This window comes from Kitasatospora viridis (assembly GCF_007829815.1).
GTDB classification, from domain to species: Bacteria; Actinomycetota; Actinomycetes; order Streptomycetales; family Streptomycetaceae; genus Kitasatospora; species Kitasatospora viridis.
This window is the reverse complement of sequence record NZ_VIWT01000001.1, coordinates 5,626,194-5,652,568: the sequence shown is the minus strand read 5'-3', so window position 1 is coordinate 5,652,568 and position 26,375 is coordinate 5,626,194. Positions and strand designations below refer to the sequence as shown.

Here is a 26,375-nt window from a genome sequence, read left to right as displayed (position 1 = left end):
GGCGGGCCGCCGGTCACAGCATGCTCATGCCCTTGAGCAGTGTGGTCACCCCGCCGCCGAGGGCGAGCAGCAGCACGACCGTGCGGGCACCGCGCTCGGGCACCCGGTCGGCCGCCCAGTGGCCGATCACCGCGCCGAGCGCCAGCGCGACGGCCACCGCGAGCCAGGCGGGGCCGGCCAGCCGCGGGACGCCCTTGGCGAGCAGCGAGAAGAGGTTCACGGTCAGGCCGTAGAACTGCGCGTTCGGGACGAACTCGCGCACCGTCCAGCCCGCGTTGACGGCGTACAGGGACAGCGCCGGGCCGCCGACGCCGGCCGCCGAGTTCATGAAGCCGCTGGCCGCGCCCGCCGCCACCGCGCCGCCCCGCCCGCGCAGCGCGGCCACCCGGGCGCCGCGCAGCACCAGCAGCACGGCGACCGTGACCAGCGCGCCCATCACCGCGAACAGCTGCGCCTCGGGCAGCCGGGCCGCCACCCAGGCGCCGAGCGGCACGGTGCAGGCGGCCGCCGCGATCAGCGGGAGCATCGCGCCCGGACGCACCTGCCGCCAGGTGCTGGCCAGACCGATCGCGCTGATCGCGCCGGCCGCGCAGTTGGACAGCACCACGCCCTGTTCCGGGCCGAGCAGCAGGGCCAGCACGGGGGCGGTGACCAGGGCGAAGCCGATCCCCGCCATCCGCTGCACCGAGGCGCCGGCCAGCACCACCGCGCCCAGGGTCAGATCGCCCGCCAAGCCTGAGACCACCGCACCGCTCCTCGCCCCGCGTCCACCCGCTTGCGGGACGGCACGCTACCGGTGGAACGGCTCGGTGGCCGAGGTATTTCACCCAGCGGGACGGCCGCCGGCGCCGTCAGCTCTGCAGCAGCGGCAGCAGCTGGGCGCACATCGCCAGCAGGTCGGCGCGCTGCGCGTCGTCCAGCGACTCCAGGGCCCGGTGCGCGCGGGTCATGTCGGCGCGGATCCGCTGCAGCACCTCGGCGCCGGCCGGGGTGATGGTGACGATCTTGACCCGCCGGTCGGTGGCCGCCGCCGCGCGACTGGCCAGCCCCATGCCCTCCAGCCGGTCCACGATCCCGGTCACGTTCGAGGCGTCGCACCCGAGCTGCTCGGCCAGCGCCCGCATCGGCACCGGCTCGGTGACCACCCCGAGCGCCTTGGCCTGGGTCGAGCTCAGCCCGTGCCGCCCGGCGGCCGCCGCGAAGTCGATCCAGAACGCGGCGCTCACGCCGGACACCGCCTCCATCAGTTCGGCGGTGGAGATGCGGGGCGCGGCGGTATTCATGGCAGCCATGACATCACAGTAGGCATAAAAGCTTTATTAACTCCAGCTTTCACCACCAGAACGAACTGTGTGGTTAGGCAACCAGCTGGTCGAAGAGCCGGGTCAGATCGGCCCCGGGGTCGGCGGTCAGGCCGGTGTGCACCGGGCCGGGCTGGATGACGGCGCTGCGCGGGGCGGTGAGCCAGCGGAAGCGCTGCCCGGGGCTGTCCCCGGCGGCCGGACCGGCCGCGGGGCCGCCGGCGGCGACCGCCTCGATGCCGCGCAGCGCCCGGGCGACGCCGACCAGGTCGACGGCCGGGTCGAGCGCCAGCAGCTTGGCCTCCGGCAGCAGGGTGCGGGCCAGCAGCTGCTCCTGCCAGCGGCAGTACAGCAGCACGCCCAGGTTGACGCACTCCCCCCGCTCGACCCGCGGCACCGCCCGGATCAGCGCGTACTCGTACTCGCGCAGCTCGCTCATCGCCCCGCCTCCAGCTCCGGCAGCCAGTCCCGCGGCCCGGCCAGCCGCTCCCCCAGCTGCGCCGCGTAGGCCGCCCGCACCTCGTCCGGCCCGTCGAACCCCGGCTCGTCCACCAGGAACTCGTCCGGCACGGCGGCGGCCGCGGCGGCCAGCAGCCGCGGCGTGCAGCGCGCCGCGAGCTCCGCGTCGGCCTCGGCGAGCCCGCCGGCGAACCGCCGCAGCGCGTGGTCGTCCGCGTCGTAGGCGCGCCGGGCCCAGGCGGCGGCGCCGGGCCAGTTGTGGTGGAAGACCAGGCTCGCCCCGTGGTCGATCAGCACCAACTCGCCGTCGGCCACCAGCAGGTTGGGGTTGCGCCAGGAGCGGTCCACGTTGTTGATCAGCGCGTCGAACCAGAGCACCCGGGCGGCGAGCCCGGCCGGCACCTCGAAGCAGAGCGGGTCGAAGTTGAGCGCGCCGCTGACGAAGGCCAGGCCGATGTTGACCCCGCCGCTGGCCCGCATCTGCTCCTGGATCTGCTGCTCCGGCTCGCTGCGGGCGAGCACCGGGTCCAGCTCGATCCGCACCAGTTCGGGCACCGGCAGGCCGAGCCCGCGCCCGAGCTCCCCGGCCAGCACCTCGGCGACCAGCGCCTTGCGCCCCTGCGCCGCCCCGCTCCACTTGAGCGCGTACAAGCGGTGGTCGTCGCCCGCCACCAGGCCCGGCATCGAGCCGCCTTCTCGCAGTGGCGCCGCGTAGCGGACCGCCGTCACTTCACGAAGCACGGGCCAACCCTATCCATCCGCCCGCCAGCGGTGGCGCCGCCCCAGGGCCCGTGCGATGGTGGCCGGGAACTGGCGCCCCGTCAATCCCCGCGCCGGTGCGTCCCGCAACAGCAAGCCAGCGGCGAAGGAAGTGCCATGGAACGTCCTCGGATCCTGGTGGTCGGCGGCGGTTTCGCCGGTCTGGAGTGCGCCCGCCGGCTGGAGCGCAAGCTCGCTCCCTCGGAGGCGCAGATCACCCTGGTCGCGCCGTTCAGTTACCAGCTCTACCTGCCGCTGCTGCCGCACGTCGCGGCCGGGGTGCTGACCCCGCAGTCGGTGGCGGTGTCGCTGCGCCGCTCGCTGCGCCGCACCCGGATCGTGCCGGGCGGCGCGATCGGGGTGGACCCGCGGTCCAAGGTCTGCATCGTCCGCAAGATCACCGACCAGGAGGTCGTGGAGCCGTACGACTACCTGGTGCTGGCGCCCGGCAGCGTGACCCGCACCTTCGACATCCCGGGGCTGACCGACCACGCGCGCGGCATGAAGACGCTGGCCGAGGCGGCCTACGTGCGCGACCACGTGATCGCCCAGCTCGACCTGGCGGCGGACACCGACGACCAGGCCGAGCGGGAGTCCCGGCTGGGCTTCGTGGTGGTCGGCGGCGGCTACGCGGGCACCGAGACGGCGGCCTGCCTGCAGCGGCTGACCACCGCCGCGCTGGACCGCTACCCGCGGCTGGACCCGCGGCTGATCAAGTGGCACCTGATCGACATCGCCCCGAAGCTGATGCCCGAGCTGGGCGACCACCTGGGGTCGCGCGCCCTGCGGGTGCTGCGCGACCGGGGCATCGAGGTCTCGCTGGGCGTCTCGGTGGCCAAGGTGGACGACACCTCGGTGACCTTCACGGACGGCCGGGTGATCCCGTCGCGCACGCTGATCTGGACCGCCGGCGTCGCGGCCAGCCCGCTGATCGGCACCCTGGACGCGGAGACGGTGCGCGGCCGGATCGCGGTGACCGCCGAGATGCGGGTGCCGCAGTTCGAGGGCGTCTTCGCGCTGGGCGACGCGGCGGCCGTGCCGGACCTGGCCAAGGGCGACGGCGCGGTCTGCCCGCCCACCGCGCAGCACTCGGCCCGCCAGGGCCGCCGGGTGGCCGACAACCTGGTGGCCGCGCTGCGCAACCAGCCGCTGGAGCCCTACTACCACAAGGACCTGGGCCTGGTGGTGGACCTGGGCGGCAAGGACGCCGTCTCCAAGCCGGTGGGTGTGGAGATGTCCGGGGTGCCGGCCCAACTGGTGGCGCGCGGCTACCACTTGATGGCGATGCGGACCAACGTGGCGAAGTTCCGGGTCGGTTGCAACTGGCTGATCAACGCGACCGCCGGCGACGACTTCGTGCGGATCAACTTCCTGGCCCGCCAGCCGGCCCGGCTGCGGGACTTCGAGTACACCGGCGTCTACCTGTCGAAGGATCAGGTGCGCGAGCACGCCGAGGCCCTACGGGCCGAGCACTGAGACCGGGAGCCGCTCCGATCGGAGCGGCTCCCACGCTTTCCGGCGCTCACACCGCCCGCGACGCGCCGCCCACCGTGCCCAGGGCCTGCGCCAGGTCGGCGGCCAGCCGGGGGGCCTCGGCCGGGTCCAGCCGGGAGACGGTGATCCGGATGCCGGGCGGCGACTGGAGCCGGAACCGCGCGCCGGGCGTCACCGACCAGCCGCGCTGGAGCAGTCCGACCACCGCCGCGGTCTCCTCCGGCACCGGCACCCAGACGTTCAGCCCGCTGACCCCGTGGCCGCGCAGCCCGTGCCCGGCGAGCGCGTCGAGCAGCGCGTCCCGCCGCTCGCGGTAGGCGGCGGCCACGCCGGGGGGCGAGGCGCCGACGTCGCGCCAGAGCTCGACGACGGCGCGCTGGAGCAGGTGGCTGACCCAGCCGGCGTCGAGCCGCTGGCGGCCGAGCAGCCGGTCCACGGTCTGCCGGTCGCCGGTCGCGACGCCGACCCGCAGGTCGGGCCCGAAGTTCTTGGCGACCGAGCGGACCACCAGCCAGCGCGCGGTGACGGGCCGGCCGTCCGGGCCGCAGCCGATGGTGTGGAAGGGCTGCTCGGTGATGCCGTGGCCGTGGTCGTCCTCCAGCAGCAGCACCTCGGGGTGCCGGGCGAGCACGGTGCGCAGTTCGGCGGCCCGGGGGCCGGTGACCGCGGCCCCGCTGGGGTTCTGCGCCCGGCTGGTGACGACCACCGCGCGGGCGCCCTCGGCCAGCGCGGCGGCCAGCGATTCGGGGCGCATGCCCTGGTCGTCCAGGGCGACCGGGAGCGGGCGCAGGCCGTGCGCGGCGAGCAGGTCGAGCACGCTGGCCCAGCCCGGGTCCTCGACGGCCACCGCGTCGCCCGGGCGCAGCGTGACGGAGAAGGTGCGGTCGATGGCGTCCAGCGCGCCGCCGGTGACCGCGAAGCCGCCGTCCGGCACGCCGTCGGCGTGGAAGCCGGCGACGGCCAGTTCGATCAGTTCGGGGTCGGCGGCGGGGTGGCCGTAGAGCACCGGTGACCGGTCCGCGGCGGCGGCCGCCGCGGCGAGCGCGGGGCCGAGCGGGGGCAGCAGGGCGGGGTCGGGGTTGCCGGCGCCGAGGTCGCGCACGCCGGGCGGGACGGGCGGCGGGGTCTGGTCGCGGTGGGTGGTGACCGGGCGGGGCCGGATCCGGCTGCCCTTGCGGCCGGCCGTCTCGATCACGCCCCGGTCGCGCAGCAGCCGGTAGGCGGCGGCGACGGTGTTGGGGTTGACGCCGAGTTCGCCGGCCAGGTCGCGCAGCGGTGGCAGCGCCTGGCCCGGCTGGAGGGCGCCCTCGGCGACCGCGCGTTCGACGTCGGCGGCGATCTCCGTGGCACGCCGGCCCTGGATCCGATAGTCTCCTAGCACAAAGCCAAGTATGCACTAGTACAGAGGGGGCTGTCATGTCGGACCCGCAGGACGGCGCGACCCAGGACGACGCGACGCACTACGCCCGCACCGACCGCACCACGCCGACCCGCTACCGGGACCGGGCGACCTGGGAGAAGGCCGAGATCCACGCCGTCCTGGACAGCGCCTGGGTCTGCCACCTGGGCTTCGTCGCGGACGGCGCGCCGGTGGTGCTGCCGACGATCTTCGCCCGGGTCGACGACCGGCTCTACGTGCACGGCTCCACCGGCAGCCGTCCGATGCGCGCCGCCGGCGCCCCCCAGGGCCTGCCGGTCTGCGTGACCGTCACCCACGTCGACGCTCTGGTGCTGACCAAGTCCGCCTTCAACCACTCCGTCAACTTCCGCTCCGTGGTGGCCCACGGGGTGGCCGAGCAGGTCACCGACCCGGCCGAGCTGGCCGTCGCGCTGGACGCGCTGGTGGACCACGCGGTGCCCGGGCGCTCGGGCGACGTGCGCCGGCCCAACCCCAAGGAGCTGGCCAAGACGGCGGTGCTGCGGCTGGTGCTCGACGAGGTCTCGGCCAAGACCCGGGCCGACGGCGCGGACGACGACGAGGAGGACCTCGCCCTGCCGTACTGGTCCGGCGTGGTCCCGGTCCGCACCGTCTACGGCGCGCCCGTCCCCCACCCCGGCACCGAGCGCGAGCTGCCCGGGTACCTGGCGGACTTCCAGCCCGGCGGTGCGCCGTGCTGATCCGCAGCTGGGACCGGGGCGACGAGCAGGAGTGGCGGGACTGGCTGGCCGGGCGGGACTTCGGCCTGCTGTCCGCCAACAACCCGGACGGCGGGCCGGTGCTGGTGCCGACCCACTTCCTGCTGGACGGCGCCGAGATCCTGCTCCACCTGGCCGCGCCCAACCCGCTGTTCACCGCCGTCCGGGCCGACCCCCGGGTCACCCTGGCGGTGACGGACGACTACGCCTTCGCCCCCGGCACCTGGCGCGCCTCGGCGACGCCGACCAGCTACTACGCCTCGGTGCAGTTCGACTGCACCGCCGAGATCCTGGACGGCCCCGCGGAGAAGGCCGAGGTGTTGAACCGTCAGCTGGACCACTTCCAACCGGAGACCCCGGACGTGCGGGTGGTGCCGGGCGAGAAGCCCTACGGCCCGATGCTGAGCGGGATCCGCGGGCTGCGGCTGACGGTGCGCCAGGTCCGGGCCAAGTTCAAGTACGACGACAAGCTGCCGGTGGAGCAGCAGGCGGCCGCGGGCGACCGGCTGGCCGAGCGCGGCGCGCCCGGCGACGCGGCGGCCCGCGAGCAGTTGCTGCGCCGGCTCGGGCGGCGCGGCGGGTGCCCGGTGACGGAACCCGCCCGGGGCTGACTGCGCCGGAATAGCCTGAAAGAAGGTCAATCCGGGAATTCCGGGTAGGCGGCTGGTCTCATGGTCGGGTTCCGTCCGTCCGCTCCCGGGAGGTCAGCCGTGTCCAGGACCGCGCCATCCGCGCAACAGGCCGACAACGCGCACCTCGGCCACGTCGTCTTCATCTCGGCCGCGGCCGCGATGGGCGGCTTCCTGTTCGGCTACGACAGCGCCGTGATCAACGGCGCTGTCACCGGCATCCAGAAGCACTTCCACGTCGGCAGCGGCGAGACGGCCTTCGTGGTGGCGATCGCGCTGCTCGGCTCGGCCGCCGGTGCGGTGGCGGCCGGCTGGCTGGCCGACCGGCTGGGCCGGGTGCGCACCATGCTGCTGGCCGCCGTGCTCTTCGCGATCAGCGGGGTCGGCTCGATGTTCCCGCCGAGCGTGCAGCTGCTGGGCATGTGGCGGGTGCTGGGCGGCATCGCGATCGGCCTCGCCTCGGTGATCGCGCCCACCTACATCGCCGAGGTGGCGCCCACCGCCTACCGGGGCCGGCTGGCCTCCTTCCAGCAGATGGCGATCGTGCTCGGCATCACCATCTCCCAGCTGGCCAACTACGCGCTGAACAGCGCGGCCGGCGGCGAGTCCACCCACCACCTCGGGCCGGTGCAGGCCTGGCAGTGGATGCTCGGCGTGGAGACCATCCCGGCCCTGGTCTACGGGCTGATGGCGCTGTCCATCCCGGAGTCGCCGCGCTACCTGATCGCGGCCGGCAAGGAGCAGAAGGCCCGTCAGGTGCTCAGCGAGGTGGAGGGCACCGGGGTGGACCTGGACGCCCGGGTGGCCGAGATCCGGGCGGTGCTGCGGTCCACCCACAAGCCGAGGCTGCCCGATCTGACGGGCGGTCGGTTCGGCCTGCTGCCGATCGTCTGGGTGGGCATCGGCGCCTCGGTCTTCCAGCAGTTCGTCGGCATCAACGTGATCTTCTACTACTCCTCGGTGCTCTGGCAGTCGGTCGGCATCAACGAGAGCAACTCGCTGCTGATCAGCCTCTCCACCTCGATCGTCAACGTGATCGGCACGGTGATCGCGATGGCCCTGGTGGACCGGATCGGCCGCAAGCCGCTGGCGCTGGCCGGCTCGATCGGCATGGCGGTCGCGCTCGGCATGGCCGCCTGGGCGTTCTCCTACCGGACCGGCCACGGGGACAGTGCCACCCTGCCCAGCCTGCAGGGCACCGTGGCGCTGGTCGCGGCGCACGTCTTCGTGCTCTGCTTCGCCTTCTCCTGGGGCGTGGTGGTCTGGGTGCTGCTCGGCGAGATGTTCCCCAACAAGATCCGCGCGCTGGCCCTCTCGGTGGCCGCCTCCGCGCAGTGGCTGGCCAACTGGGCGATCACCGTGTCCTTCCCGAGCCTGTCGGACTGGAACCTCTCGGCCACCTACGTGATCTACGCCTGCTTCGCGCTGCTCTCGGTGCCGTTCGTCGCGTTCTGCATCAAGGAGACCCGGGGCAAGGCGCTGGAGGAGATGGGCTGAGCCGCGATCGGGCCGGCCACCGGCGCGACACGTGGATGACGGGCCGGGAAACTGCCGGACGGCCCGCCCGCCCCGCACTTACCATCGTCCCCGCGGGCCACCGGGGCCCCGTCCGGCGCGGCAGATGGAGCGTGGACACGTGGGAGCGCAGAACGTCACCTTCTCCAGCAACGGGGGGCTGGCGCACGGGTACCTGGCGCTGCCCCCGCAGGGGACCGGCCCCGGGCTGCTGCTGGTCCAGGAGCGGTGGGGCCTGACCGAGCACATCACCACCACGGCCGACCGGTTCGCCGCCGAGGGCTTCCTGGTGCTGGCCCCCGACCCGTTCGGCCGGGAGACCACGCACGACCCGGCGGCGGCCGCCGAGCGGCCGGCCGCGCTGCCGGTCCAGGACGCGGTGCGCGACCTCGCCGGCGCGGTGGACCTCCTGCTCAAGCACCCGGCGATCATCGGCGACGCGGTCGCGGTGGTCGGCTTCTGCGCGGGCGGCGACCTCGCGCTGCGCCTGGCCGTGCAGGAGGGCGACCGGGTGGCCGCGGTTGTGCCGTTCTACGGGCTGCCGCGCGAACCGGACTTCTCCTACCTGGGCCTGACCGCGCACGTGCTGGGCCACTTCGGCGAGCGCGACGCCGGCATCCCGGAGGCGCTGGTGGACGAGGCCGCGATGCTGATCGGCGAGGCCACCGACCGCCGCCCGGAGATCCACTTCTACCCGGCCGGGCACGCCTTCATGAACGAGGAGGACCCGCAGGGCGGCTACGACCCGCTGCAGGCCCGGGTCGCCTGGCGGCGCACCCTCAGCTTCCTGCGCGGTCACCTGAGCTGAGCCCGACCGACCGGAAGGCCGGGTAGTGCGGCAGGTCGGGCACCTGCCAGTCGTCGGAGAGGGCGAGCAGCTCGCGCATGGTCGCGGTCAGCGCCGGCAGCCCGGGCAGCTCGGCCGCCCGCGCCCAGCGGTGGCGCAGCAGCTGACGGCGGGTCGGCACCGGGCGGCGGCGCGGGTGCACCGGCGCGTCCCCGGTGAGCACCCGGGGCAGCTGACGGGCCGTGAGGTCGACCGTCCAGAGCGCGACGGCGGCGGCCAGCCCGGCGGTCCAGACCTCGTCGTCGGCCAGCTCCGGGTGGATCCGGACGACCCGCTCGCGGTAGGTCCGCTCCACCTGCGCGGCCAGCTCGGGCGGCAGGGTGAAGACGCACCAGCAGCTGGAGAACGGCATCCGGCAGTAGGCGGCGGTGAGGAAGACCGAGAGGTAGCAGGCGGCCTCGAAGTCGATCAGCCGCAGGCCGTCCGGGGTGATCAGGTTGTTGTCGGCGCAGGTGTCGCCGGGGGTGAAGGCCGGGTAGCGGTCGGTCAGCAGCTCGGCCACGCCCGCCAGTTCGGCGGCCAGGCCCGGGGCCGGCGCGACGCCGGCCCCGGCCAGCGCGGTGAGCAGCCCGGTGGCGTTCTCGGCGTGCCAGGGTTCCCGGTCCCAGGACGGCAGCCCCTGGTCGTAGCGGGCCCAGAGCGCGTCGAACTCGGCCCGGCGGGGCGCGGCGGCGACCGCGAGGTCGCCGAGGCCGGCCGCCCAGGCGAGCAGCGCGGCCGTCGCGGCCTCCGGGTCCTCGCCGAGCAGCAGGTCGGCCAGGGTGGGCAGGTCGCCGAGGTCGGTCTGGACCAGCAGGCGGCGGGCCGGGTCGGCGGCCAGCAGGTCGGCGCCGCCCACTCCGAGCGCCAGGCCGGCCGCCTCGCCGGTGAACGAGCGGCCCGCCTCGGGCGCCTGCGCGAAGGCCTTGACCACCACGTCGCGGCCGCTCGCGGTGCGGGCCCGGAGCACCGTGCTGCGGGTGCTGCCGCCGAGGTCGCGGGGATCGGTCAGCGGCTCGCCGAGCAGGTCGGCGGCCTCACGCAGGGTCTGCTCCATCCCGACATCGTTGCGTCGATCTGACACCAGATCAACCGATTATCGATCAGCAAATGGCCGTTTCCGATCAGGTGATGCCGGGTACCTCCATCAACCTGTCAACAGCTGTTCATCCCTGTCCACAGCGTGGACCACCGTCCATGCCAGCGTCATAGTCGGGCGAATGCCGAAACTGATCCACCGCCGCGCCCCCCACCACGAGTGGGCCGGGCGCGGGTACCTGATCCACACCGCCGCCACCGTGGTCAGCGGCCTCGGCAACGCCGGCGCGCCCATCGCCACCGCCTTCGCCGTGCTGCGCATGGGCGGCGGGGCCACCGGGATCGGCCTGGCCACCGGGGCCCGGCTGGCGGCCACCGTGCTCTTCCTGCTGATCGGCGGCGCACTGGCGGACCGGCTGCCCCGGCACCGGGTGATGGTCGCCGCCAACCTCGGCAACGCGCTCTCCCAGGCCCTGCTCGCCGTGCTCGTGCTGACCGGGCAGGCCCGGCTCTGGGAGGTCGTGCTGCTCTCGGTCGCCAACGGGATCGGGCTGGCGTTCTTCGCGCCCGCCTCCGAGGGCATGGTGATGGACTCGGTGGAGCAGCGGCACGCCTCCCGGGCCTTCGCGCTGTTCCGCACCGCGCTCAACTCCTCGCAGATCGTCGGCGCGGCGCTCGGCGGGGCGCTGGTGGCCGCCGTCGGACCCGGCTGGGTGCTGGCGCTGGACGCCACCGGGCTGGCCGCCGCCGGCGGACTGCGGATCTTCCTGCGGGCCGCCGCGCCGGCGCCGCGCGAGCCCGGGCCGGGGATGCTCGCCGAACTGCGCGAGGGCTGGCAGGAGTTCCGCTCGCGCCGCTGGCTGTGGGTGGTGGTCGTGCAGTACGGCGTGGTGAACGCCTGCCTGATCGCCGCCGAGTCGGTGCTCGGGCCGCTCGTCGCCGACCTGCGGCTCGGCGGGCCGCGCCCGTGGGGGCTGGCCAACGCGGCGATGGGCGCGGGGCTGGTCGCCGGCGGGCTGCTGATGGTCCGTTGGCAGCCGCGCCGGCTGCTGCTCGCCGGCACCTTCGGGGTGCTGGCGTTCGGCCTGCCGTCCGCCGCGCTGGCCGCCGGGGCCGGGCTGCCGCTGGTCGGCGCGGCGATGTTCGCCTCCGGGGTCGGCGGCACGGTGTACGGGGTCAGCTGGATGGTCGCGCTGCAGCAGGAGATCCCCGCCGCGCGGTTCTCCCGGGTCGCCGCCTACGACTGGTGCGGGTCGGTGGCGCTGGCCCCGGTCGGCACGGTGGCCGCCGCGCCGCTGGCCAACGGGCTCGGGCTGGACGGGGCGCTGTGGGCCTGCGCCGCCGTGATGACGGCGCTCTCGCTGCTGGTGCTCACGGTGCCAGAGGTGCGCTCGCTGGTCCGCGGCACGTCCGGCGCCGCGGAGCGGTCCAACCGGCTGGAGCCGGTCACCGTCTGACCCCCGCCGGCCGGCCGGCGGCGGCGCAGCACCGGGGCCAGCAGCGGCCCGGTCAGCGCCACCAGCCCGGCGCCGGCCAGGTAGGGCATCCGCAGCCCGTAGGCGTGGGCCAGTTGGCCGCCGAGTGCGGCCCCCACCGCCATGGCGCCGTTCGCCACCAGCTGGTACGCCATGCCGACCCGGCTGAGCAGGTGCTCCGGCACCAGGTCCTGCCGCAGCGAGACCGCGGTGATGACGAAGAGGTAGCTGAGCGCGCCGTAGCCGACGGTGCAGCAGAAGGCCGGCAGCCACCAGCCGGTGGCGGCTGCCCCGGCCAGGAACAGCCCGGCGCCCAGCGGTGCGAGCACCAGCACCCGGTGCACCCCGAAGCGGGCGCCGAGCCGCGCCGCCGCCAGTGAGCCGGCCACCCCGCCGACGGCCGAGCAGACCTCCAGCAGGCCGAAGCCGGTGGCGCCCAGGTGCAGCACGTCGCGGGCGTAGAGCACCAGCAGGGCCACCACCGCGCCGAGCACCAGGTTGCCCGCCGCCGTGGCCAGGCAGAGCGCCCGCACCACGGGCTGGCGGTACAGCCAGCGGATGCCCTCGGCCGTCCCGGCGAACGGCCCGCCGCGCCGGGCCGGCGCCGGGCCCGCCGCCGGCCGCGGCCCGCGCGGGAGGGCCAGCACCAGCAGCGCGGCGGCCGCGAAGCTGAGCGCGTCCACGCCGAACGGCACCAGCACGGCGATGCCGAAGAGCACGGTGCCGAGCGGGGCGCCCAGCAGGGAGTTGCTGATCAGCGCGGCGGCCTGCAGCCGGCCGTTCGCCCGGGGCCGCTGCCCGGGCGGGACCACGCTCGGCACCGCGCCGGTCCAGCCGGCGCTGTAGCAGGTCTGGCCGCAGCCGAGCAGGAAGCCGACCAGCGCGAGCAGCGGCACGTTCACCGCGTGCAGTGCGACGGCGAGGGCGAAGCCGCCGGCCAGCAGGGTGCGCAGCAGGTCGACGGTGGCGAGCAGTCGGCGCCGGTCCACCCGGTCGGCGAAGGCCCCGGCCGGCAGGCTGAGCAGCAGCCAGGGCAGTTGCTCGGCGGTGGCCACCAGGGCGAGGTCGCGCGGGTCGCCGGAGATCCGCGCGGCCAGCAGCGGCAGCGCGACCACCCGCATCCCGTCTCCCAGGCCGGAGACGGTCACCGCGGTCCAGAGCAGGTTGAAGGGTCTTCCCAGCGGCGCCTCGGCCGTTCCCCCGTTAGAAAACACGAACCAGACTTTCGTTCTTGTTTGACGAGCTGTCAAGATGGTTCACGCCAGCAGCCGAGCGGCGCACCCGAGAGGACCGGCCCGATGCCCGAGCCCGACGCCACCGCCCTCCCCGGCGTCCCCGCCCAGTCCGACACCCAGTCCGACGCCCCCGCCCTGCCCGGCGCGCTGCGCGCCCCGCAGCAGGCGCGCAGCCGGGAGAAGGTGGCCCGGATCCTCGCCGCCACCGCCCGGCTGCTGGCCGAACTGCCGTACGCGGAGCTGGGCACCAAGCGGATCGCCGCCGAGGCGGGCGTCTCGGTCGGCATGCTCTACCGGTTCTTCCCGGACAAGCACGCGATCGCCACCGCGCTGGCCGCCGACTGGCTCGACCGGTTCGTCGCGAGCACCGAGCGGGTGCTCGCCTCCTCCCCCGCCACCCCCGAGTTGCTGCTCGCCCGGCTGCTCGACGCCCAGGCCGAGTTCCGGCGCGCCCAGCCCGGCTTCCGCCGGCTCTGGTACGCCGGCCCGGCGCTCCCGGCGCTGCGCGAGCACGACGAGCGCACCGACCGCACGATCGCCGAACTGGTCCACCGCGCCCTGGTCCGGGACCACGGCTACCCCGACTCGGCGGAGTTCGCCCTGCGCACCCGGCTGGCCGTCCGGACCGCCGCCGGCCTGCTCAACCAGGCCTTCGAGCAGGACCCCGAGGGCGACCCCGCCGTCCTCACCGAGACCCGCCTGATGCTGGAGCGCTGGCTGCTGCACCGCCCGGACACGCCGAAGCGGAGTTGAGAATTCCCCCCGACGGCGCAACCTTTCGGCGCCGGCGCCGGTCCTACCCCCCGCGGGCGCACCACTGCGGGAGGGAGCACCATTGCCATCACCGACGGCCCATCCTGGCCTGCCTGACGAACCGTCAGGAACTGACGGCGGTTCGGCCTGCTGGCTGGTCGAGCTGGCGGGGGTGGACGGCTGCCGCTACGCCTACCGGGTCTACGCCGAGCGCACCGCCCGCCCCGGCGACCTCTTCTGGTCCGCCCTGCACCACCACGACGAGGGCCCCCACCCGCGCGCCTTCGACCTCTTCGACACCGCCTCGATCCGCCTGATCGGCTGACCGGTGCCGCGTGCCACGGACCGGGCCGGAACGCCGAGTTGGACGGCCCGCTCGGCGCGGGCCGTCCAACCGGAGCCGTGACCGGGCGCCGCTCAGGCGGTGCCCTGGGAGAAGCTCGCGACGGTCCGGCCGCCCCGGGCCGAGATCACCTCCCCTTCCCAGCGGTAGCCCTGCCGGAAGGTGTGCTCCGACCCGGCGCCGAGCCGGCTGAAGGTGACCACGATGCGATCACCCGGTTCGACCTGGACCGGGGTCTCGATCGGCAGGAAGCAGTGCTTCCAACTGTCCGAGGTGGTCCGCCGCCCGATCTCGTCCCCCGAGATGTCCAACGCCACCGTGTCGGCCAGCGTGGCGACGAAGTAGCCCTTGAACCCGGTGAATCGACCGGGCCGACGACAGGCGTACACCAGCGGGACCCGGTAGTCGGAGGGCTCCGGGGCGGCGGTCAGGTCGAAGGCCCGCAGGATCCTGGGCGCCGCCAGGTAGCCCGACAGCGGCAGGATGGTGTCGTAGTACAGGTCGAACGCGCTGCGCGAGCCGCGTCGGCCCAGCAGGGCCGCGAAGGCCTCGGCACCGCCCGCGTCGGCGGGCGAGCCCTCGCGCAGCCGGCGGTGCGCCCGTTCGGCGGCCACCGGCACCAGGTAGCTCTCCACCCGGCTGGGCAGCATGCGGCCCCCGGGGCGCAGGAAGCGCTGCCGGGCGTCGCCGAGGATCGCCGGCGCGTTCTCGTTGTCGGCGAGGTTGCCGAGGATCTCGGAGATCACCAGGTCCACCCGCTCGGGCAGTTCCAGGTCGAAGGAGAGCCCGTGCAGGGGGACGAACCTGTCGACCAGGCCGAGCACGGTCAGCCGCTCGACGGCGGTGTCCAGGATGGACTTGTTGAGGTCGATCCCGTACACCCGGGCGGCCCCGGCCTCCAGGGCCCAGCGGGCCAGGATGCCGGTGCCGGTGCCGAGGTCCAGTACGGTGTCGCCGGGCCTGACGGACTCGGCGACGGCCGCCCGGTAGGCGTCCATCCGCAACTGGTCGCCGAGCATCAGACGGTGGAAGTCGTCGCTCCAGTCGAGCAGTTGCTCGGAGGCGGGCAGCCAGGGCTGCTCCGGCTCGTACTCCATCTCAGTTCCCTCCGACCGGGCCGGCGTGGTGCACGGTGAGCCGCCCGGCGGCCGGACCCGCCATCACGCAGCCGGTGGCGAGGTCGAAGGAGGTCCGGTGCAGGGGGCAGGTGATCCGCAGGGTGCGGGGGTTCACGTAGCCGTGCGCCAGTCGCCCCCCGCGGTGCGGGCAGGCCGCGTCGATGACGAACTCCTGGTCGGCGACCGTGACCCGGACTAGGTCGCGGCCCAGTTCCTCCACCGTCGTCTCCTCGTGCCCGGTCATGCCGGCACCTCCGCCCGGGCCCGTTCGACGGCGGCCTCGAAGGCCGTGCCGAGCAGGTCGGAGAGCAGCAGCGCGCCGGCCCACAGCTTCGAGGCGTCCAGCCCGCGCGCCGCCTGGAGCTCCCGGATCGCGGTCTGCATCTCCTCCCGGTGGAAGGTGTCGATGTGCAGGTGCTCGGTGTAGTAGGCGCCGTGGGCCAGGCCCAGCCGCTCGCAGGCGCGCGCCTGCACGGTGAAGGCGTCCGGGATGCTGGCCTCCAGGTAGGCCAGCGCCCCGAGGAAGTACTCGACGGCGGGCGCGCGTTGGGCGAGCCAGTAGAAGACGTTCAGGAAGCCGTAGGTCTCGTCGGCGGTCGTCTCCAGGAAGCTCTCCAGGTCCTGCGGCAGGCCGAGTTCGGCCAGCAGGTCGAGGTACAGCCGGGAGTGCGCCCGGGCGATGTTGCCGCAGCCGAACTCGTCGATCAGCACCCGCATCACCGCCATCTGGGCCTTGATCGGCAACCGTGGGATCGCCGGGAAGAAGTTCTGCGCCTCGGTCAGCCCGTCGAGCGCGAACTCGCGGACCACGCGGGCGAACTGCTCCCGCGTGGCGGACTCGGCCAGGTAGTGCCCGGCCGGGCTGCCCGGCTTCTCCGCCGCCAGCAGCTGCGCGAGCGCGCCGAGCCACTGCTCCCGGCTGGTGACCTGCGCGGCGCGGGCGGCGAGCCCGTCCAGCTTCGGCGGCAGCCAGTTCTGCTCGATCTTCAGGATCCGGTCCAGCACGTCCCGGTCCGGCACCGCACGGTTGAGCAGGAACAACTCCTGCTGTTCGGTCATCCCGACACCGTCCGGGCGCTCGACAGCACACCGCGCCGGTGCAGTTCGTCCTTGACCGCCACGTACCAGTCCTCCCGGTCCAGGCCGTACCGCTTGCACATGGCCAGCAGCTCGGGCAGCTTCGCGGGTGCCGGATCCTGGAACAGCCCGGCGCAGAAGGCCGGTTCGACGCAGGACAGGGCGATCACGTAGCCGTCGACCGGCCCGGAGTCCAGCAGCAGTTCCTCCATGCCCTGGTACACCGCGACGCCGGGTTCCGCGGCGATCAGCTCCTTGATGAACTCCACGCTGTTGGAGGAGTCCTTGACCCCGACCACGCCGGGGATCCGGCAGATCTCCAGCAGTGTCGCCAACTCGGTTTTGTTACCGGACAGTTCGGATTCGTGGTAGACCAGCACCGGCAGCCCCGCCGCGGCGAGGGCCGCGAAGTGGCGGACCATCTCGGCCTGCTCGACCTCGGGCCCGTACGGCGTGGTGGCCACCACCGCCGCGGCCCCCAGCTCCCGGGCCCAGGCGATCCGCTCCACCACCTGCGCGGTGGTGGGCAGTTCGATGCCGGCCAGCACCGGTACGCCCTGGGCGTGCCGCACCGTCGCCGCGACCATGTCCCGCCACTGCTCGGGCGTGAGCGCCCAGCCCTCGCCGGTGCTCAGGGTCGCCAGCAGCGCCGCCACGTGGTCCCGCAGCGAACCGACCAACCGCGCGACGTCCGCCTCGGCCACCGCCCCGGCGGGGGTGAGCGGTGTCACCAGCGCCGCCGTCACTCCGCGATACATGTCCTCACCTCAGTTCCGGTCACAGTGCGTCAACAGGCAGTCGGAGCACCAGCGACTGCTGGTACAGGCCCTCCAGGGGTTCCGGGAAGGCGAGTTCGGGCCCGGCGGGCGGCGCGAGCACCTGGCCGTCCGGGCCGCCGAGCAGGCGGGGGCTGACCGTGCGCAGGGTGCCGCGCCGGTTGCGCACCATCGCGAGCAGCAGCCGCTCGTGCATCGGCAGGCCGGTCTCCTCCGCCAGCCCCCGGCTCAGGTCGGCGGCCTCGTACGGCACCCGGTCGATCGCCATGTCGGTGTGCAGCACGTCCATGAACGGGTAGTAGGCGTCCTGCACTTGGCGCGGGAACCGCCAGACCAGGTCGTCGCAGCGGCCGACCTGCTCCAGGCTCATGGTGACCCGCCCGGTCAGCCGGGCCGCGAAGTACGACTTGCAGGCGATCCGGGTCCGCTCGTCGGCGCTGTTCATCCCGAGGAACAGCGCCGCGTCCACGAACTCCGCCCCGGACTGCTCAGCCCGCATGGCCGTCGAGCAGTTGGCGGGTGAGGGCCATCGCGTCGGCGAACATCTGCGGGTCGCGGGCCAGCGCGATCCGGACGTAGGAGTCGCCCTTGCCGGGCTCGTTCCAGTAGAAGTACCGGCCGGGCAGCACGTAGACGCCCTGGGCGTACAGCAGCTTCTGCAGTTCGGTGGCGGACAGCTCGGGGTGGTCGACCCGGAACCAGGCCACGCTGACCTTGGCGACCGGCTCCTGGTACTCCAGGATCGAGCCGTCCAGCGCCTTGCGCGCCGTCTCGCGGTTGCGCTCCAGCACGTCGCGGACCGAGCGCATGCCCTCCTCGCGGGCGTCGTCCACGTACTCGGCGAGCATGTTGAGCACGAACGGCGAGACGTTCAGCAGCACGCTGGTGTGGATGTTGTAGACCGTCTCGGCGATGTCGTCGCTGGCGGTGATCATCGCGGCCTTGGCGTCCTGCACCGGCCAGGTCTTGCCGGTGTCCTCGATCGCCAGGTACGAGACACCGGAGCTCTCCAGCAGCTCGTAGATGTCGAAGCGGGCCAACTCGGGGTCGTCGAGCGTGAAGGAGGCGAAGCAGAAGTCGATCAGCAGCAGCTTGTCGTGGTCCTTGCAGTACCGGACGACCTCCTCGAAGCCGCGCCGGCCGTACTGCAGCAGCGTGAAGCCGGTCGGGTTGTTCGGGTCGACCAGGAACAGCGCGTCGGTCTTCACCCGGCGCTTGAGCTCGGCGTAGATCCGGTCCGGGTCGTGCAGCGCGACCTCGTCCAGCGGGTAGGTCGCCACCCCCAGGTTGGCCAGCACGTCGTGCAGGTTGTCGAAGCAGGGCTCGACGAGGGTGACCGCCATCCGCTGCTGCTTGAGGAACATGCCCGCCACCATGGTGGAGATGGAGGCGGCGTACGACAGCAGCGTCTTGTTCTTCGCCAGTGCGGTCGGCTGGCGGTGCAGGCGGAAGAAGGCCTCGATGAACTTCTGCTCGTAGCCGGCCTGCAGGCCCTCCTCCGCCTCGTACCAGAGGTCGGAGAGGCGGGAGACGATCTGCCGCTGGCGCTCGGACTGGCGCTGGTGCGTGTGGGCGTCGGCGAGGTTGTAGCGGGACTTCAGCGCTTGGATCTCATGCTGGGTCAGGTCGAGCAGACCGACCGGGTCGAGGGTGGTTCTGTCGTCGTCCTGGTGCTCGTTCATGCTGCCTCCAGTCACCCACAGGTCTGTGGTGACCTCCGTATCGGGCGCACGCCGGCCCGGCGTGCGGGGAAGGACATGATTTGGCGCAGGGCGAACCCCACTCGGATCGGCTCGGGGCGAGTGGGGTTCGGGGATTGGCTGAACGTGGTTGTCGCAGTGGACCCACCTGTAACCGGACTACAGTCCGGTAGCGCGACTATGGCATACGCTCCCGGACGTGAACAAGAATTGAGCCATGCTCAGGGGCGATGCGTGAGCCAATATCCCTTCTGTCTGTGCTCCGCCGCCGGCGGCGAAACGGACATCAGCTCACGTACCATCTCCCCAACCGACAACCCAGGACCAAGGTCTCAGCGAACCCGTGCCGAGTCGGATCCGTGACGTCAACGGGAGCGACACATGAGCGACTCCGCCGAACTGGACCTGATCGAGATCCGCCGGAGCCCGCCGAAGGAACGGGCGGACGCCTCGCGCAACCGGGTCCGGATCCTCGACGCGGCCGCCCGGCTGTTCGGCGAGCACGGAGTGGACGGGGTGTCGCTGGACGCGATCGCCGCGGCGGCGGGCGTCGGCAAGGGCACGCTGTTCCGCCGGTTCGGCAGCAAGGCCAACCTCGCCGCGGCCCTGCTCGACGCCCAGGACAGCGAGTTGCAGACCCGGATCCTGTTCGGCCCGCCACCGCTCGGCCCGGGCGCCCCGGCCGACCAGCGGATCATCGCCTTCGTCCAGGCCTACCTCGAACTCCTCTTCCGCAATCTGGAGTTGGTCAGGCTGTCGGAGACCGCGGCACCGAGCGCGCGCTACCAGGTCGGCTCCTACCAGTTCTGGCGGCGCCACCTCGCGCTGCTGGTCGCCGAGGCCCGCCCGGAGCTCGACGCGGAGATCGTGGCCCACGCCCTGCTGGCGCCGCTGGGCGCCGATCTCCAGCACTCGCTCGCCGTCTCGGGCCACTCCCCCGACCGCATCACGCCGACCCTGGTCCGCCTGGTCGCGGACCTGCTCGGCGCCCGGCCCACGCAGTAGCGGGCCCGGCACTGGCGCACCGGACCCGCTCACCCACGGCCGATCAGACCTGCCGCAGGGCCTCCAGGTCCAGCACCAGCTCGATCTCCTTGGAGACCAGGATGCCGCCGGACTCCAGGACCATGTTCCAGGTCAGGCCCCAGTCCTCACGGTTGATCTTGCCCTTGGCGGAGAACACGATCCGGTCGTTGTCCCACGGGTCCCGGGCGTAGCCGAGGTACTCGACGTCGAGCGTGACCGAGTGGGTCACCTCCTTGATCGTCAGGTCGCCGATCAGCTTCCCCTCGACACCGTCCCAGGTCACCGAGGTGGACTTGAAGGTGGCCTGGGGGAACTTCTCCGCGTCGAAGAAGTCGGCGGACTTGATGTGCTCGTCCCGGGCCTGGTCACCGGTCGCCAGGCTGGTGACGTCGATCACCGCGGTGACCTTGCTGTCCTCCGGGCGCTCGCCGATCTCGACGGTGGCCTCCACCGAGGTGAACCGGCCGCGGATCTTGGTGAGCATGAAGTGCCGGCCCACGAAGCCGACCTCGGCGTGGCCGGGGTCCAGCTTCCAGGTGCCGGCGGCCGGCAGCTCGACGCCGCCGACCGAGCGGGTGGGTGCAGAGGCGCTACTCATGGCAACTGGCCCTTCTTGTCGGGTACCGCTGTCGGACGGACGGGAGCTCAGGCGCGCGGGCCCGACTCGGTCGGCAGGCCGGCCTCGACCCAGTCCTTCTTGCCGTCCTCGTACTTGTGCACGTTGGTGTAGCCCAGCTCCACCAGGCGGTCGGCCGCGATGCCGGAGTTGGGACAGGTGCTGTCGCTGCAGTAGACGATGATGTCGGCGTCCTTGTCGGTCAGCAGCGTGCCGGCCAGCCGGTCCACGTCGTCCAGCGGGAAGCAGTGCGCACCGGGCAGGTGCTTGTCCTCGAAGTACTGCGCGGGCAGCGCCTCCAGCACGGTGGCGCCGTTCTCGATCCGCTTGCGAACCTCTTCGCGCCCGATGATCTCGGCCATGGGGATCCCCTCCTCTGGGTCGGTGACGCTCCATCAGGTCAATACCGTGCGTCCGCACACACTTTAACAAGTGCGTGCGGACGCACGCAAGCGCCGTTAGACTCGGCCCGTGAGCAATGGTGATACGAGCCTCGATGCCTGGCGGGCCCTGCTGATGGCGCACAACGCGGCCGTCCGCGCCATCGAGGCGGACGTGCAGCGAGCCGGGACCGTCCCCCTCACCTGGTACGACGTGCTCCTCGAACTCCGCGCCGGGGGGCCCGACGGCCTGCGCATGCAGGAGCTCTCCGACCGGGTCCTGCTCAGCCGCACCCGGGTCAGCCGACTGGTCGACGAGATGGCCCGGGTCGGCCTGGTCCGCAAGCAGCAGGACGCCACCGACAAGCGGGTGAACTGGGCGAGCATCACCGACCAGGGCACCCAGGCCCTGCGCGACACCGCACCGGTGTACATGCGCAGCATCCACCGGCACTTCTCCACCTACCTCACCGAGGACGAGGCGCACGTGCTGGCCGAGGCCCTGCTGCGGGTCGCCCACGGCGACCGGGCCGAGGTCGAGTGGCGGCTCCAGCCGTAGGGCCCGACGGATCCCCGCCACTCGGCTGGCTCATCTGGCCTGCGCCCCAAGAGGTTTGGCCCTACGTTTCCTGACAGGGGGTCAACCGGAGGAAAGGCGTCAACTGCGATGGCAGGCAAGTTCGAGCTCTACACCGACGAGGGCGGCATGTACCGGTTCCGGCTCAAGGCGAGCAACGGATCGGTGGTCGTGATCGGCGACGCGCACGAGACCCGCGAGGACCTGCTGAAGAACATCGAATCGCTGCGCAAGCTCGCGCCCTACGCCAAGCTGCAGGAGGCCGGCGCCCCGGCCTGACCCGGCGTCACGGTGCCCGGCAGGCCCCCGTGCCGCCGGGCACCCGCGCGTCCCGGGCGGGCAGCAGCGGCCGCGTGTCCCGGGCGGGCACCGGCAGCCGCGCGTCCCGAGCAGGCCACTGATGCCGAATTGGCCCTGGGCCCGCCGACCTGACGATCCGTACCCTCGGGCCATGCAGATCACCGTCATCGACGCGTTCACCGACCGCCCGTTCGCCGGGAACCCCGCCGCCGTCTGCCCGCTCCCGGCCGGCGACTGGCCCGCCGAGGAGTGGCTGCGCCGGGTCGCCCGGGAGCTGAACCTCTCCGAGACCGCGTTCGTCCGGCCGCTGCCCGACGGCGAGTGGGGGCTGCGCTGGTTCACCCCGGTCACCGAGGTGCGGCTCTGCGGCCACGCCACGCTGGCCACCGCCCACGCGCTGCGCGAGCAGGGGCTGGTGGGCGCCGAACCGGTGCGGTTCCACACGCTCAGCGGCGTGCTCACCGCCGAACCCCGCCCCGACGGCCGGATCGCCCTCGACCTGCCGACCGCCGCGCTCACCCCCACCGAGGTCCCCGAGGGCCTGGCCGAGGCGCTCGGCAGCCCGGTGCTCGGCTGCCGGGAGACCGGCGAGCTCGACATCCTGGTCGCCGAGCTCGGCAGCGAGCACGCGGTGCGCGCGCTCGCCCCGGACCTGGCCGCGCTGACCCGCGAGGTCGCGGTCACCGCGCCCGCCGAGGACCCGGCGAGCGGCTACGACTTCGTCTCCCGGTTCTTCGCGCCGACCATCGGGATCCCCGAGGACCCGGTGACCGGCAGCGCGCACACCGCGCTCGCCCCGTTCTGGGCCGAGCGGCTCGGCCGCACCGCCCTCACCGGCTACCAGGCCTCGCCGCGCGGCGGCCTGGTCGAGTGCGAGCTGGCCGGCGACCGGGTGGCCGTGGCCGGACACGCCGTCAGCGTGCTGACCGGCACCCTGCTCGCCACGCCGTGAGCCCGGTCCGGGCGCGGTCCGGGCCTGGGTCCTAAGGCTTGGGCCCTAAGGCTTGGGCTAAGGCTTGGGCAGCCAACCGACGTGCCCGACCAGCAGCACGTAGCCGACGAAGGCGGTGGTGTCGATCAGCGCGTGCGCGGCCACCATCGGCATCACCCGCCCCCAGCGCCGGTAGAGCAGCACGAAGACCACGCCCATCACGACGTTCCCGATGAACCCGCCGATCCCCTGGTAGAGGTGGTAGGAGCCGCGCACCACGGCACTGGTGATCAGCACGGCCCGCGGCGACCAGCCGAGCTGGTCCAGCCGGCGGACCAGGTAGCCGAGCACCACCACCTCCTCCAGCACCGCGTTCTGGCAGGCCGACAGCACCAGCACCGGGATCCGCCACCACACGTCCGGCAGCCCGGAGGGCACCACCGTCAGGTTGAACCCGGCGGCCCGGGAGCCGACGTAGAGCGCCAGCCCGGTGCCGCCGATCACCGCCGCGACCAGCGCGCCGCGCCCGAGGTCGGAGAGCTTGCGGCGCAGGTCGAAGCCGAGCACCCGCAGCGAGCTGCCCTCGCGCACCAGCAGGTAGCCGACCAGCACCACCGGCATCACGCCCTTGGTGACGTAGTAGAGCTGGTAGGCCAGGTCGATCCAGGGCCGCCCGGGCGCGGCGGAGGCGTTCAGCGACGCGTCCTGGTGCGAGAGCGCGACGTTGCGGGTGACCGAGTCGACGAAGCTGATCAACGCGTAGACCCCGCTGGCGCCCAGCGAGAGCGCCAGCACGATCAGCAGTTCGGCACCCAGCAGCCTGCGCCGCCGGTCGCCGGGCGGCAGCAGGTGGTCGGGCTCGGCGGGTGGTGCCATCGTCATGGCGGATCATCTTGTCACACGGCCCTGAGAGCCCCCCGGTGCGACGGACCGTCAGCCCACCGGCCAGGTGTGCACCGGCTCGCCCGCCCGCATCAGCTCCATGTAGCGGCGCGTCATGGTGGCCAGCGCGGTGGCCCGATCCGTCCCGTACCGCTCGCGCAGCTGGTGCACGGTGGCCGCCTGCCACGCCGCGCCGTTGGTGCGGCGCAGGCAGCGCTGCTCGATGATCCCCAGGTAGCGGTCCCGGTCGGCCGGCTGCACGCCCCACTCGTCCAACCCCTGGTGGGCCAGCGGCAGCAGCTCGCCGAGCACCAGGTCGACCAGCGGCACCTCGGCCGGCGCCCCCTTGGCCCCGCGGCCCGGCCTCGGCCAGCGCAGCACGGCGTCGATGCCGTGGCGGGCGGCGTCCTGGAAGTTCTGGTCGGCGGCGGCGAACGGCAGCCGGGACCAGACCGGGCGCGACTGCTCGGCCAGCACCCGGACCAGGCCGTAGTAGAAGGCGGCGTTGGCCAGCGTGTCGACCACCGTCGGGCCGGCCGGCAGGCAGCGGTTCTCCACCCGCAGGTGCGGCACCCCGTCGGAGACGTCGTAGATCGGGCGGTTCCAGCGGTAGATGGTGCCGTTGTGCAGCTTCATCTCGAACAGCCGCGGGATGCCGCCGGAGGCCAGCACCTTGGCCGGGTCCTCGTCGTCGCAGATCGGCAGCAGCGGCGGGAAGTACCGCAGGTTCTCCTCGAAGAGCTGCTCCACCGAGTCCACCCAGCGCTCGCCGAACCAGGTGATCGGGCGCACGCCCTGGGCCTTCAGCTCGGCCGAGCGGGTGTCGCAGGCCTGCTGGAAGAGCACCGGGCGGGTCTCCCGCCACAGCTCCCGGCCGAACAGGAACGGCGAGTTGGCGCCTAGCCCGACCTGGACCGCGGCGATCGCCTGGGCGGCGTTCCAGACCGGGGCGAACCGGTCGGGGGTGACCTGGAGGTGCAGTTGGAGCGAGGTGGCGGCGGCCTCGGCGACCATGCTGACCGAGTCCAGCTGGAGGTGCTCGACCCCCTCGATGTCCAGCCTGATGTCCTCGCCGCGGGCGGCCAGGATCTGGTCGCTGAGCAGGCTGTAGCGGTTGACCGGACTCATCGCGTCCAGCCCGGTGTGCCGCACGTCCAGGGTGGGCAGCACGCCGACCATGATGATCCGGGCGCCGGCCTCGGCGGCCCGCCGGTCGGCGTAGCGCAGGCCGGTGTCCAGCTCCTCGCGCAGCTCCTCGAAGACGTGGCCGCTGAGTGCGTGCGGGGCGATGTTGACCTCGATGTTGAACCGGCCCAGCTCGGTCTGGAAGTCGGCCGAGCCGATCGACTCCAGCACCTGCTGGTTGCTCATCAGCGGCAGCCCCTGGTCGTCCGCCAGGTTGAGCTCGATCTCCAGGCCGAGCACGGCCCGCGGCCGGTCGAACCGGCCGTCTCGCAGCATCCGTTCCAGGGCCTCCTGACAGGACTGCAGTTTTCGGCGGTACTGCTGCCGGTCCGACAGCTCCGCCCGGGTCGTGGTGACCTTCTCCCCCATCGGTTGCCCCCTTCGCCCGCTCGACAGTGCCCTGCATCATGCCCATCCGGAAGATCGATACCCGATCCGGCGCAATGCCTTGCGCCACAAGGGATCTGACGGATTCTCACCCCGCCTGCCGACTTGCCGACCAGCACCGAAGGTGATAAACAGGTCACCCTGCGCACTTGTTCGAGTGGGCTTACCGACACCTCCGCCGGCACCGGACACGATCCGGTGCGGCCGACTGCTGCCGTGCAGCCCACCCGCGCGCACAGCCACGCGATCACGCCCAACCGGACCCGGCCCTGTCGCGCCACGCCGGTATGCCGCTTTTTCGCACGCCGATCTCGCACGGAGAGGCGACCCGCCATGACCCTGCAGACCCCCCAGCCACCGCCGAGCGCACTACGCGCCGTGCTGGCTGCCCTGAATGCGGAGACCGCACTGCGCCAACCCGGCGCCGCGGCCCTGCGAAGTACCCCGGGGCAGCTCCAGCCGGCCCATCCGCTGGCCGTCCACCAGCTGCCGCCCGGCACCGCCACGGCCCGGGCGCTGGCCTCGGCGCCGCGCACGGGCTGGCGGTTCCTGATCAAGCACGGCACGGCGGTGCTGGCCGCGGCCGAGGTGGCCAAGTCCACCGAGGGGCACAGCTTCGCGCACTTCGCGGCCGGCCCGTACCTGGACTCCACGGTGCGCGCACTGGCCGAGGCCTGGCAGTTGGTGCAGCCGCTGCCCACCACCTACCAGGCCAGGCTGCTCTCCATCCCGGGCCACTACGCGACCGCGCTGTGGCTGCACGCGGCGGAGGCCGACCCGGCCACCGACCTGCTGCTGCCACTGGCGCCGGCCCCGCTGGGCATCACCGCGCACCACGGCTACCCGGCGGACGAGCTGCTCTCCCGACTGGCCCTGCGCTCGGTGCGGGCCGCCGCCCGCCCGCTGAGCGGCACCGCTGCCTGACGGGTACACCTCACGGAACGTCAGCCCCACCCGCACGGACTACCCGAGGGCCACCCGGCCGAGCCATAGCCGGGTGGCCCTCGGGCTGCCCCGCGCCCTCCCGGGCCATCTGAATGGGTGATCTCTGCCCCGCAGTTGTGGCGTGAGTCACCAAAAGGGCTGCGCAACGCGGGCCGGACGCGGACACTGGAGGCAGCGTGGCAGGACCACCTGTCCTACCCACAGAAGCGCTGGTTCACACCCGCGCTGCGCTGCGGGGGGCGTGAAGCGTGAGTGAAGTGAGGTACCACGATGTGCCAGCACCGACCTGAGTGTCCGTCGGCCGATTCCCCCGACCGCGAGGCCGCGGTCTCCGTCGCCCGCCACCCCGAGCAGGGCTGGAGCCTGCTCTGCAACGGGGTGCTGCTCTTCGAGGACACCGGCGAACTCCTGCCGGACGGCCGGGTGATCGCGCCCCGCCGCCCGCTGGCGGTCGCGGCCTGAGGCCCGTCCGGAAAGGCGGAAGGTCCCCCCGCGGCGAGCCGCGGGGGGAC

The 26,375-nt window shown here is 73.3% G+C and carries 30 protein-coding genes and 1 pseudogene; 14 read left to right on the top strand and 17 right to left on the bottom strand.

Going from position 1 to position 26,375, the window contains the following annotated elements; genetic code table 11:
* Positions 1–13: 13 nt before the first annotated feature.
* The 4 genes from FHX73_RS25365 to FHX73_RS25350 form a co-directional block, all read right to left on the bottom strand.
* Positions 14–745 carry a sulfite exporter TauE/SafE family protein gene (locus FHX73_RS25365; RefSeq protein ID WP_281292699.1) on the bottom strand — a complete coding sequence of 244 codons (732 nt, stop codon included), beginning with the start codon at positions 743–745 and terminating at the stop codon, positions 14–16.
* Between the two features lie 106 nt (positions 746–851).
* On the bottom strand, positions 852–1,292 hold the full coding sequence (locus FHX73_RS25360) for a MarR family winged helix-turn-helix transcriptional regulator (protein WP_246213706.1): 441 nt from the start codon (positions 1,290–1,292) through the stop codon (positions 852–854).
* A 64-nt stretch (positions 1,293–1,356) separates the two neighbouring features.
* A complete protein-coding gene (locus FHX73_RS25355) occupies positions 1,357–1,740 on the bottom strand; it encodes a DUF3037 domain-containing protein (RefSeq protein WP_145907279.1) in 384 nt (127 codons plus the stop codon).
* Positions 1,737–2,501, bottom strand: coding sequence for a HipA family kinase (locus FHX73_RS25350; protein WP_145907277.1), 765 nt, complete (start codon positions 2,499–2,501; stop codon positions 1,737–1,739). Before FHX73_RS25350 ends, FHX73_RS25355 begins: the two co-directional genes overlap by 4 nt.
* Positions 2,502–2,636: 135 nt before the next feature.
* Here FHX73_RS25350 and FHX73_RS25345 point away from each other — a divergent pair, with 135 nt between their 5' ends.
* On the top strand, positions 2,637–3,995 hold the full coding sequence (locus FHX73_RS25345; RefSeq protein ID WP_145907275.1) for an NAD(P)/FAD-dependent oxidoreductase: 1,359 nt from the start codon (positions 2,637–2,639) through the stop codon (positions 3,993–3,995).
* Positions 3,996–4,041: 46 nt separating this feature from the next.
* On the opposite strand, the gene FHX73_RS25340 is transcribed toward FHX73_RS25345, so the two are convergent.
* Positions 4,042–5,394 (bottom strand): aminotransferase class I/II-fold pyridoxal phosphate-dependent enzyme, encoded by a 1,353-nt coding sequence (locus FHX73_RS25340; RefSeq protein WP_145907273.1) that lies wholly within the window; start codon positions 5,392–5,394, stop codon positions 4,042–4,044.
* Positions 5,395–5,429: 35 nt separating this feature from the next.
* Between FHX73_RS25340 and FHX73_RS25335 the strand changes: the two genes are divergently transcribed.
* The 4 genes from FHX73_RS25335 (at position 5,430) to FHX73_RS25320 (ending at position 9,101) form a co-directional block, all read left to right on the top strand.
* Positions 5,430–6,131, top strand: a complete 702-nt coding sequence (locus FHX73_RS25335; protein ID WP_145907271.1) for a pyridoxamine 5'-phosphate oxidase family protein — start codon at positions 5,430–5,432, stop codon at positions 6,129–6,131.
* Positions 6,125–6,760, top strand: coding sequence for an FMN-binding negative transcriptional regulator (locus FHX73_RS25330; protein ID WP_145907269.1), 636 nt, complete (start codon positions 6,125–6,127; stop codon positions 6,758–6,760). The genes FHX73_RS25335 and FHX73_RS25330 overlap by 7 nt, the downstream gene beginning before the upstream one ends.
* A 60-nt stretch (positions 6,761–6,820) precedes the next feature.
* Positions 6,821–8,275 (top strand): sugar porter family MFS transporter, encoded by a 1,455-nt coding sequence (locus FHX73_RS25325; protein ID WP_145907267.1) that lies wholly within the window; start codon positions 6,821–6,823, stop codon positions 8,273–8,275.
* Positions 8,276–8,414: 139 nt separating this feature from the next.
* A complete protein-coding gene (locus FHX73_RS25320; protein ID WP_246213704.1) occupies positions 8,415–9,101 on the top strand; it encodes a dienelactone hydrolase family protein in 687 nt (228 codons plus the stop codon).
* Here FHX73_RS25320 and FHX73_RS25315 read toward each other — a convergent pair.
* Positions 9,073–10,176 (bottom strand): hypothetical protein, encoded by a 1,104-nt coding sequence (locus FHX73_RS25315; RefSeq protein ID WP_145907264.1) that lies wholly within the window; start codon positions 10,174–10,176, stop codon positions 9,073–9,075. The two genes, FHX73_RS25320 and FHX73_RS25315, sit on opposite strands and share 29 nt — an antisense overlap.
* 163 nt (positions 10,177–10,339) lie before the next feature.
* Here FHX73_RS25315 and FHX73_RS25310 point away from each other — a divergent pair, with 163 nt between their 5' ends.
* Entirely contained in the window at positions 10,340–11,614 is a 1,275-nt protein-coding gene (locus tag FHX73_RS25310; protein WP_145907262.1) for an MFS transporter, read from the top strand.
* Between the two features lie 47 nt (positions 11,615–11,661).
* Here the strand turns inward: FHX73_RS25310 and FHX73_RS46430 are convergent.
* Positions 11,662–12,780 (bottom strand): annotated as a pseudogene (locus FHX73_RS46430) (MFS transporter); the annotation flags it as partial.
* 150 nt (positions 12,781–12,930) lie between these two features.
* Here FHX73_RS46430 and FHX73_RS25300 point away from each other — a divergent pair.
* The gene (locus FHX73_RS25300) at positions 12,931–13,620 is read left to right on the top strand and encodes a TetR/AcrR family transcriptional regulator (RefSeq protein ID WP_145907258.1); all 690 of its coding nucleotides are present in this window, start codon (positions 12,931–12,933) and stop codon (positions 13,618–13,620) included.
* Positions 13,621–13,729: 109 nt separating this feature from the next.
* Positions 13,730–13,945, top strand: coding sequence for a hypothetical protein (locus tag FHX73_RS25295; RefSeq protein ID WP_145908517.1), 216 nt, complete (start codon positions 13,730–13,732; stop codon positions 13,943–13,945).
* Between the two features lie 92 nt (positions 13,946–14,037).
* Here FHX73_RS25295 and FHX73_RS25290 read toward each other — a convergent pair whose 3' ends face one another.
* Genes FHX73_RS25290 through FHX73_RS25265 form a run of 6 tightly spaced genes read right to left on the bottom strand, consistent with a single transcriptional unit; the run spans position 14,038 to position 18,616 of the window.
* Positions 14,038–15,060 carry a methyltransferase domain-containing protein gene (locus FHX73_RS25290; protein WP_145907257.1) on the bottom strand — a complete coding sequence of 341 codons (1,023 nt, stop codon included), beginning with the start codon at positions 15,058–15,060 and terminating at the stop codon, positions 14,038–14,040.
* Position 15,061: 1 nt separating this feature from the next.
* Positions 15,062–15,325: a Rieske (2Fe-2S) protein gene (locus tag FHX73_RS25285; protein WP_145907255.1), complete on the bottom strand. Its 264-nt coding sequence runs from the start codon at positions 15,323–15,325 to the stop codon at positions 15,062–15,064.
* The gene (locus tag FHX73_RS25280; RefSeq protein WP_145907253.1) at positions 15,322–16,140 is read right to left on the bottom strand and encodes an iron-containing redox enzyme family protein; all 819 of its coding nucleotides are present in this window, start codon (positions 16,138–16,140) and stop codon (positions 15,322–15,324) included. Before FHX73_RS25280 ends, FHX73_RS25285 begins: the two co-directional genes overlap by 4 nt.
* Positions 16,137–16,916: a dihydrodipicolinate synthase family protein gene (locus FHX73_RS25275; RefSeq protein ID WP_145907252.1), complete on the bottom strand. Its 780-nt coding sequence runs from the start codon at positions 16,914–16,916 to the stop codon at positions 16,137–16,139. Before FHX73_RS25275 ends, FHX73_RS25280 begins: the two co-directional genes overlap by 4 nt.
* Positions 16,917–16,935: 19 nt before the next feature.
* Entirely contained in the window at positions 16,936–17,433 is a 498-nt protein-coding gene (locus FHX73_RS25270) for a DUF6190 family protein (protein WP_145907250.1), read from the bottom strand.
* Positions 17,423–18,616 (bottom strand): pyridoxal phosphate-dependent aminotransferase, encoded by a 1,194-nt coding sequence (locus FHX73_RS25265; protein WP_145907247.1) that lies wholly within the window; start codon positions 18,614–18,616, stop codon positions 17,423–17,425. Before FHX73_RS25265 ends, FHX73_RS25270 begins: the two co-directional genes overlap by 11 nt.
* 399 nt (positions 18,617–19,015) lie before the next feature.
* Between FHX73_RS25265 and FHX73_RS25260 the strand changes: the two genes are divergently transcribed.
* Positions 19,016–19,639 (top strand): TetR/AcrR family transcriptional regulator, encoded by a 624-nt coding sequence (locus FHX73_RS25260; RefSeq protein WP_211786252.1) that lies wholly within the window; start codon positions 19,016–19,018, stop codon positions 19,637–19,639.
* A gap of 43 nt (positions 19,640–19,682) precedes the next feature.
* Here FHX73_RS25260 and FHX73_RS25255 read toward each other — a convergent pair whose 3' ends face one another.
* Positions 19,683–20,258 carry a YceI family protein gene (locus FHX73_RS25255; protein ID WP_145907245.1) on the bottom strand — a complete coding sequence of 192 codons (576 nt, stop codon included), beginning with the start codon at positions 20,256–20,258 and terminating at the stop codon, positions 19,683–19,685.
* Positions 20,259–20,305: 47 nt separating this feature from the next.
* Complete coding sequence (locus FHX73_RS25250; RefSeq protein WP_145907243.1) at positions 20,306–20,638, bottom strand: rhodanese-like domain-containing protein; 333 nt, start codon at positions 20,636–20,638, stop codon at positions 20,306–20,308.
* A gap of 109 nt (positions 20,639–20,747) precedes the next feature.
* Between FHX73_RS25250 and FHX73_RS25245 the strand changes: the two genes are divergently transcribed.
* The 3 genes from FHX73_RS25245 to FHX73_RS25235 all read left to right on the top strand — a co-directional run bounded on the left by FHX73_RS25245 (position 20,748) and on the right by FHX73_RS25235 (position 22,485).
* Positions 20,748–21,215: a MarR family winged helix-turn-helix transcriptional regulator gene (locus FHX73_RS25245; protein WP_246213703.1), complete on the top strand. Its 468-nt coding sequence runs from the start codon at positions 20,748–20,750 to the stop codon at positions 21,213–21,215.
* Positions 21,216–21,323: 108 nt separating this feature from the next.
* A complete protein-coding gene (locus tag FHX73_RS25240) occupies positions 21,324–21,512 on the top strand; it encodes a YegP family protein (RefSeq protein ID WP_145907241.1) in 189 nt (62 codons plus the stop codon).
* Between the two features lie 172 nt (positions 21,513–21,684).
* A complete protein-coding gene (locus FHX73_RS25235) occupies positions 21,685–22,485 on the top strand; it encodes a PhzF family phenazine biosynthesis protein (protein WP_145907239.1) in 801 nt (266 codons plus the stop codon).
* 57 nt (positions 22,486–22,542) lie between these two features.
* Here the strand turns inward: FHX73_RS25235 and FHX73_RS25230 are convergent, their stop codons facing one another.
* The gene (locus FHX73_RS25230) at positions 22,543–23,340 is read right to left on the bottom strand and encodes a CPBP family intramembrane glutamic endopeptidase (protein WP_145908514.1); all 798 of its coding nucleotides are present in this window, start codon (positions 23,338–23,340) and stop codon (positions 22,543–22,545) included.
* A gap of 57 nt (positions 23,341–23,397) precedes the next feature.
* Positions 23,398–24,900 (bottom strand): glutamate-cysteine ligase family protein, encoded by a 1,503-nt coding sequence (locus FHX73_RS25225; protein ID WP_145907236.1) that lies wholly within the window; start codon positions 24,898–24,900, stop codon positions 23,398–23,400.
* Between the two features lie 351 nt (positions 24,901–25,251).
* Between FHX73_RS25225 and FHX73_RS25220 the strand changes: the two genes are divergently transcribed.
* Both FHX73_RS25220 and FHX73_RS25215 read left to right on the top strand, forming a co-directional pair.
* Positions 25,252–25,842, top strand: coding sequence for a hypothetical protein (locus FHX73_RS25220; protein ID WP_145907235.1), 591 nt, complete (start codon positions 25,252–25,254; stop codon positions 25,840–25,842).
* Between the two features lie 291 nt (positions 25,843–26,133).
* Complete coding sequence (locus FHX73_RS25215; RefSeq protein WP_145907233.1) at positions 26,134–26,325, top strand: DUF5999 family protein; 192 nt, start codon at positions 26,134–26,136, stop codon at positions 26,323–26,325.
* The last annotated feature ends 50 nt before the right edge of the window (positions 26,326–26,375 follow it).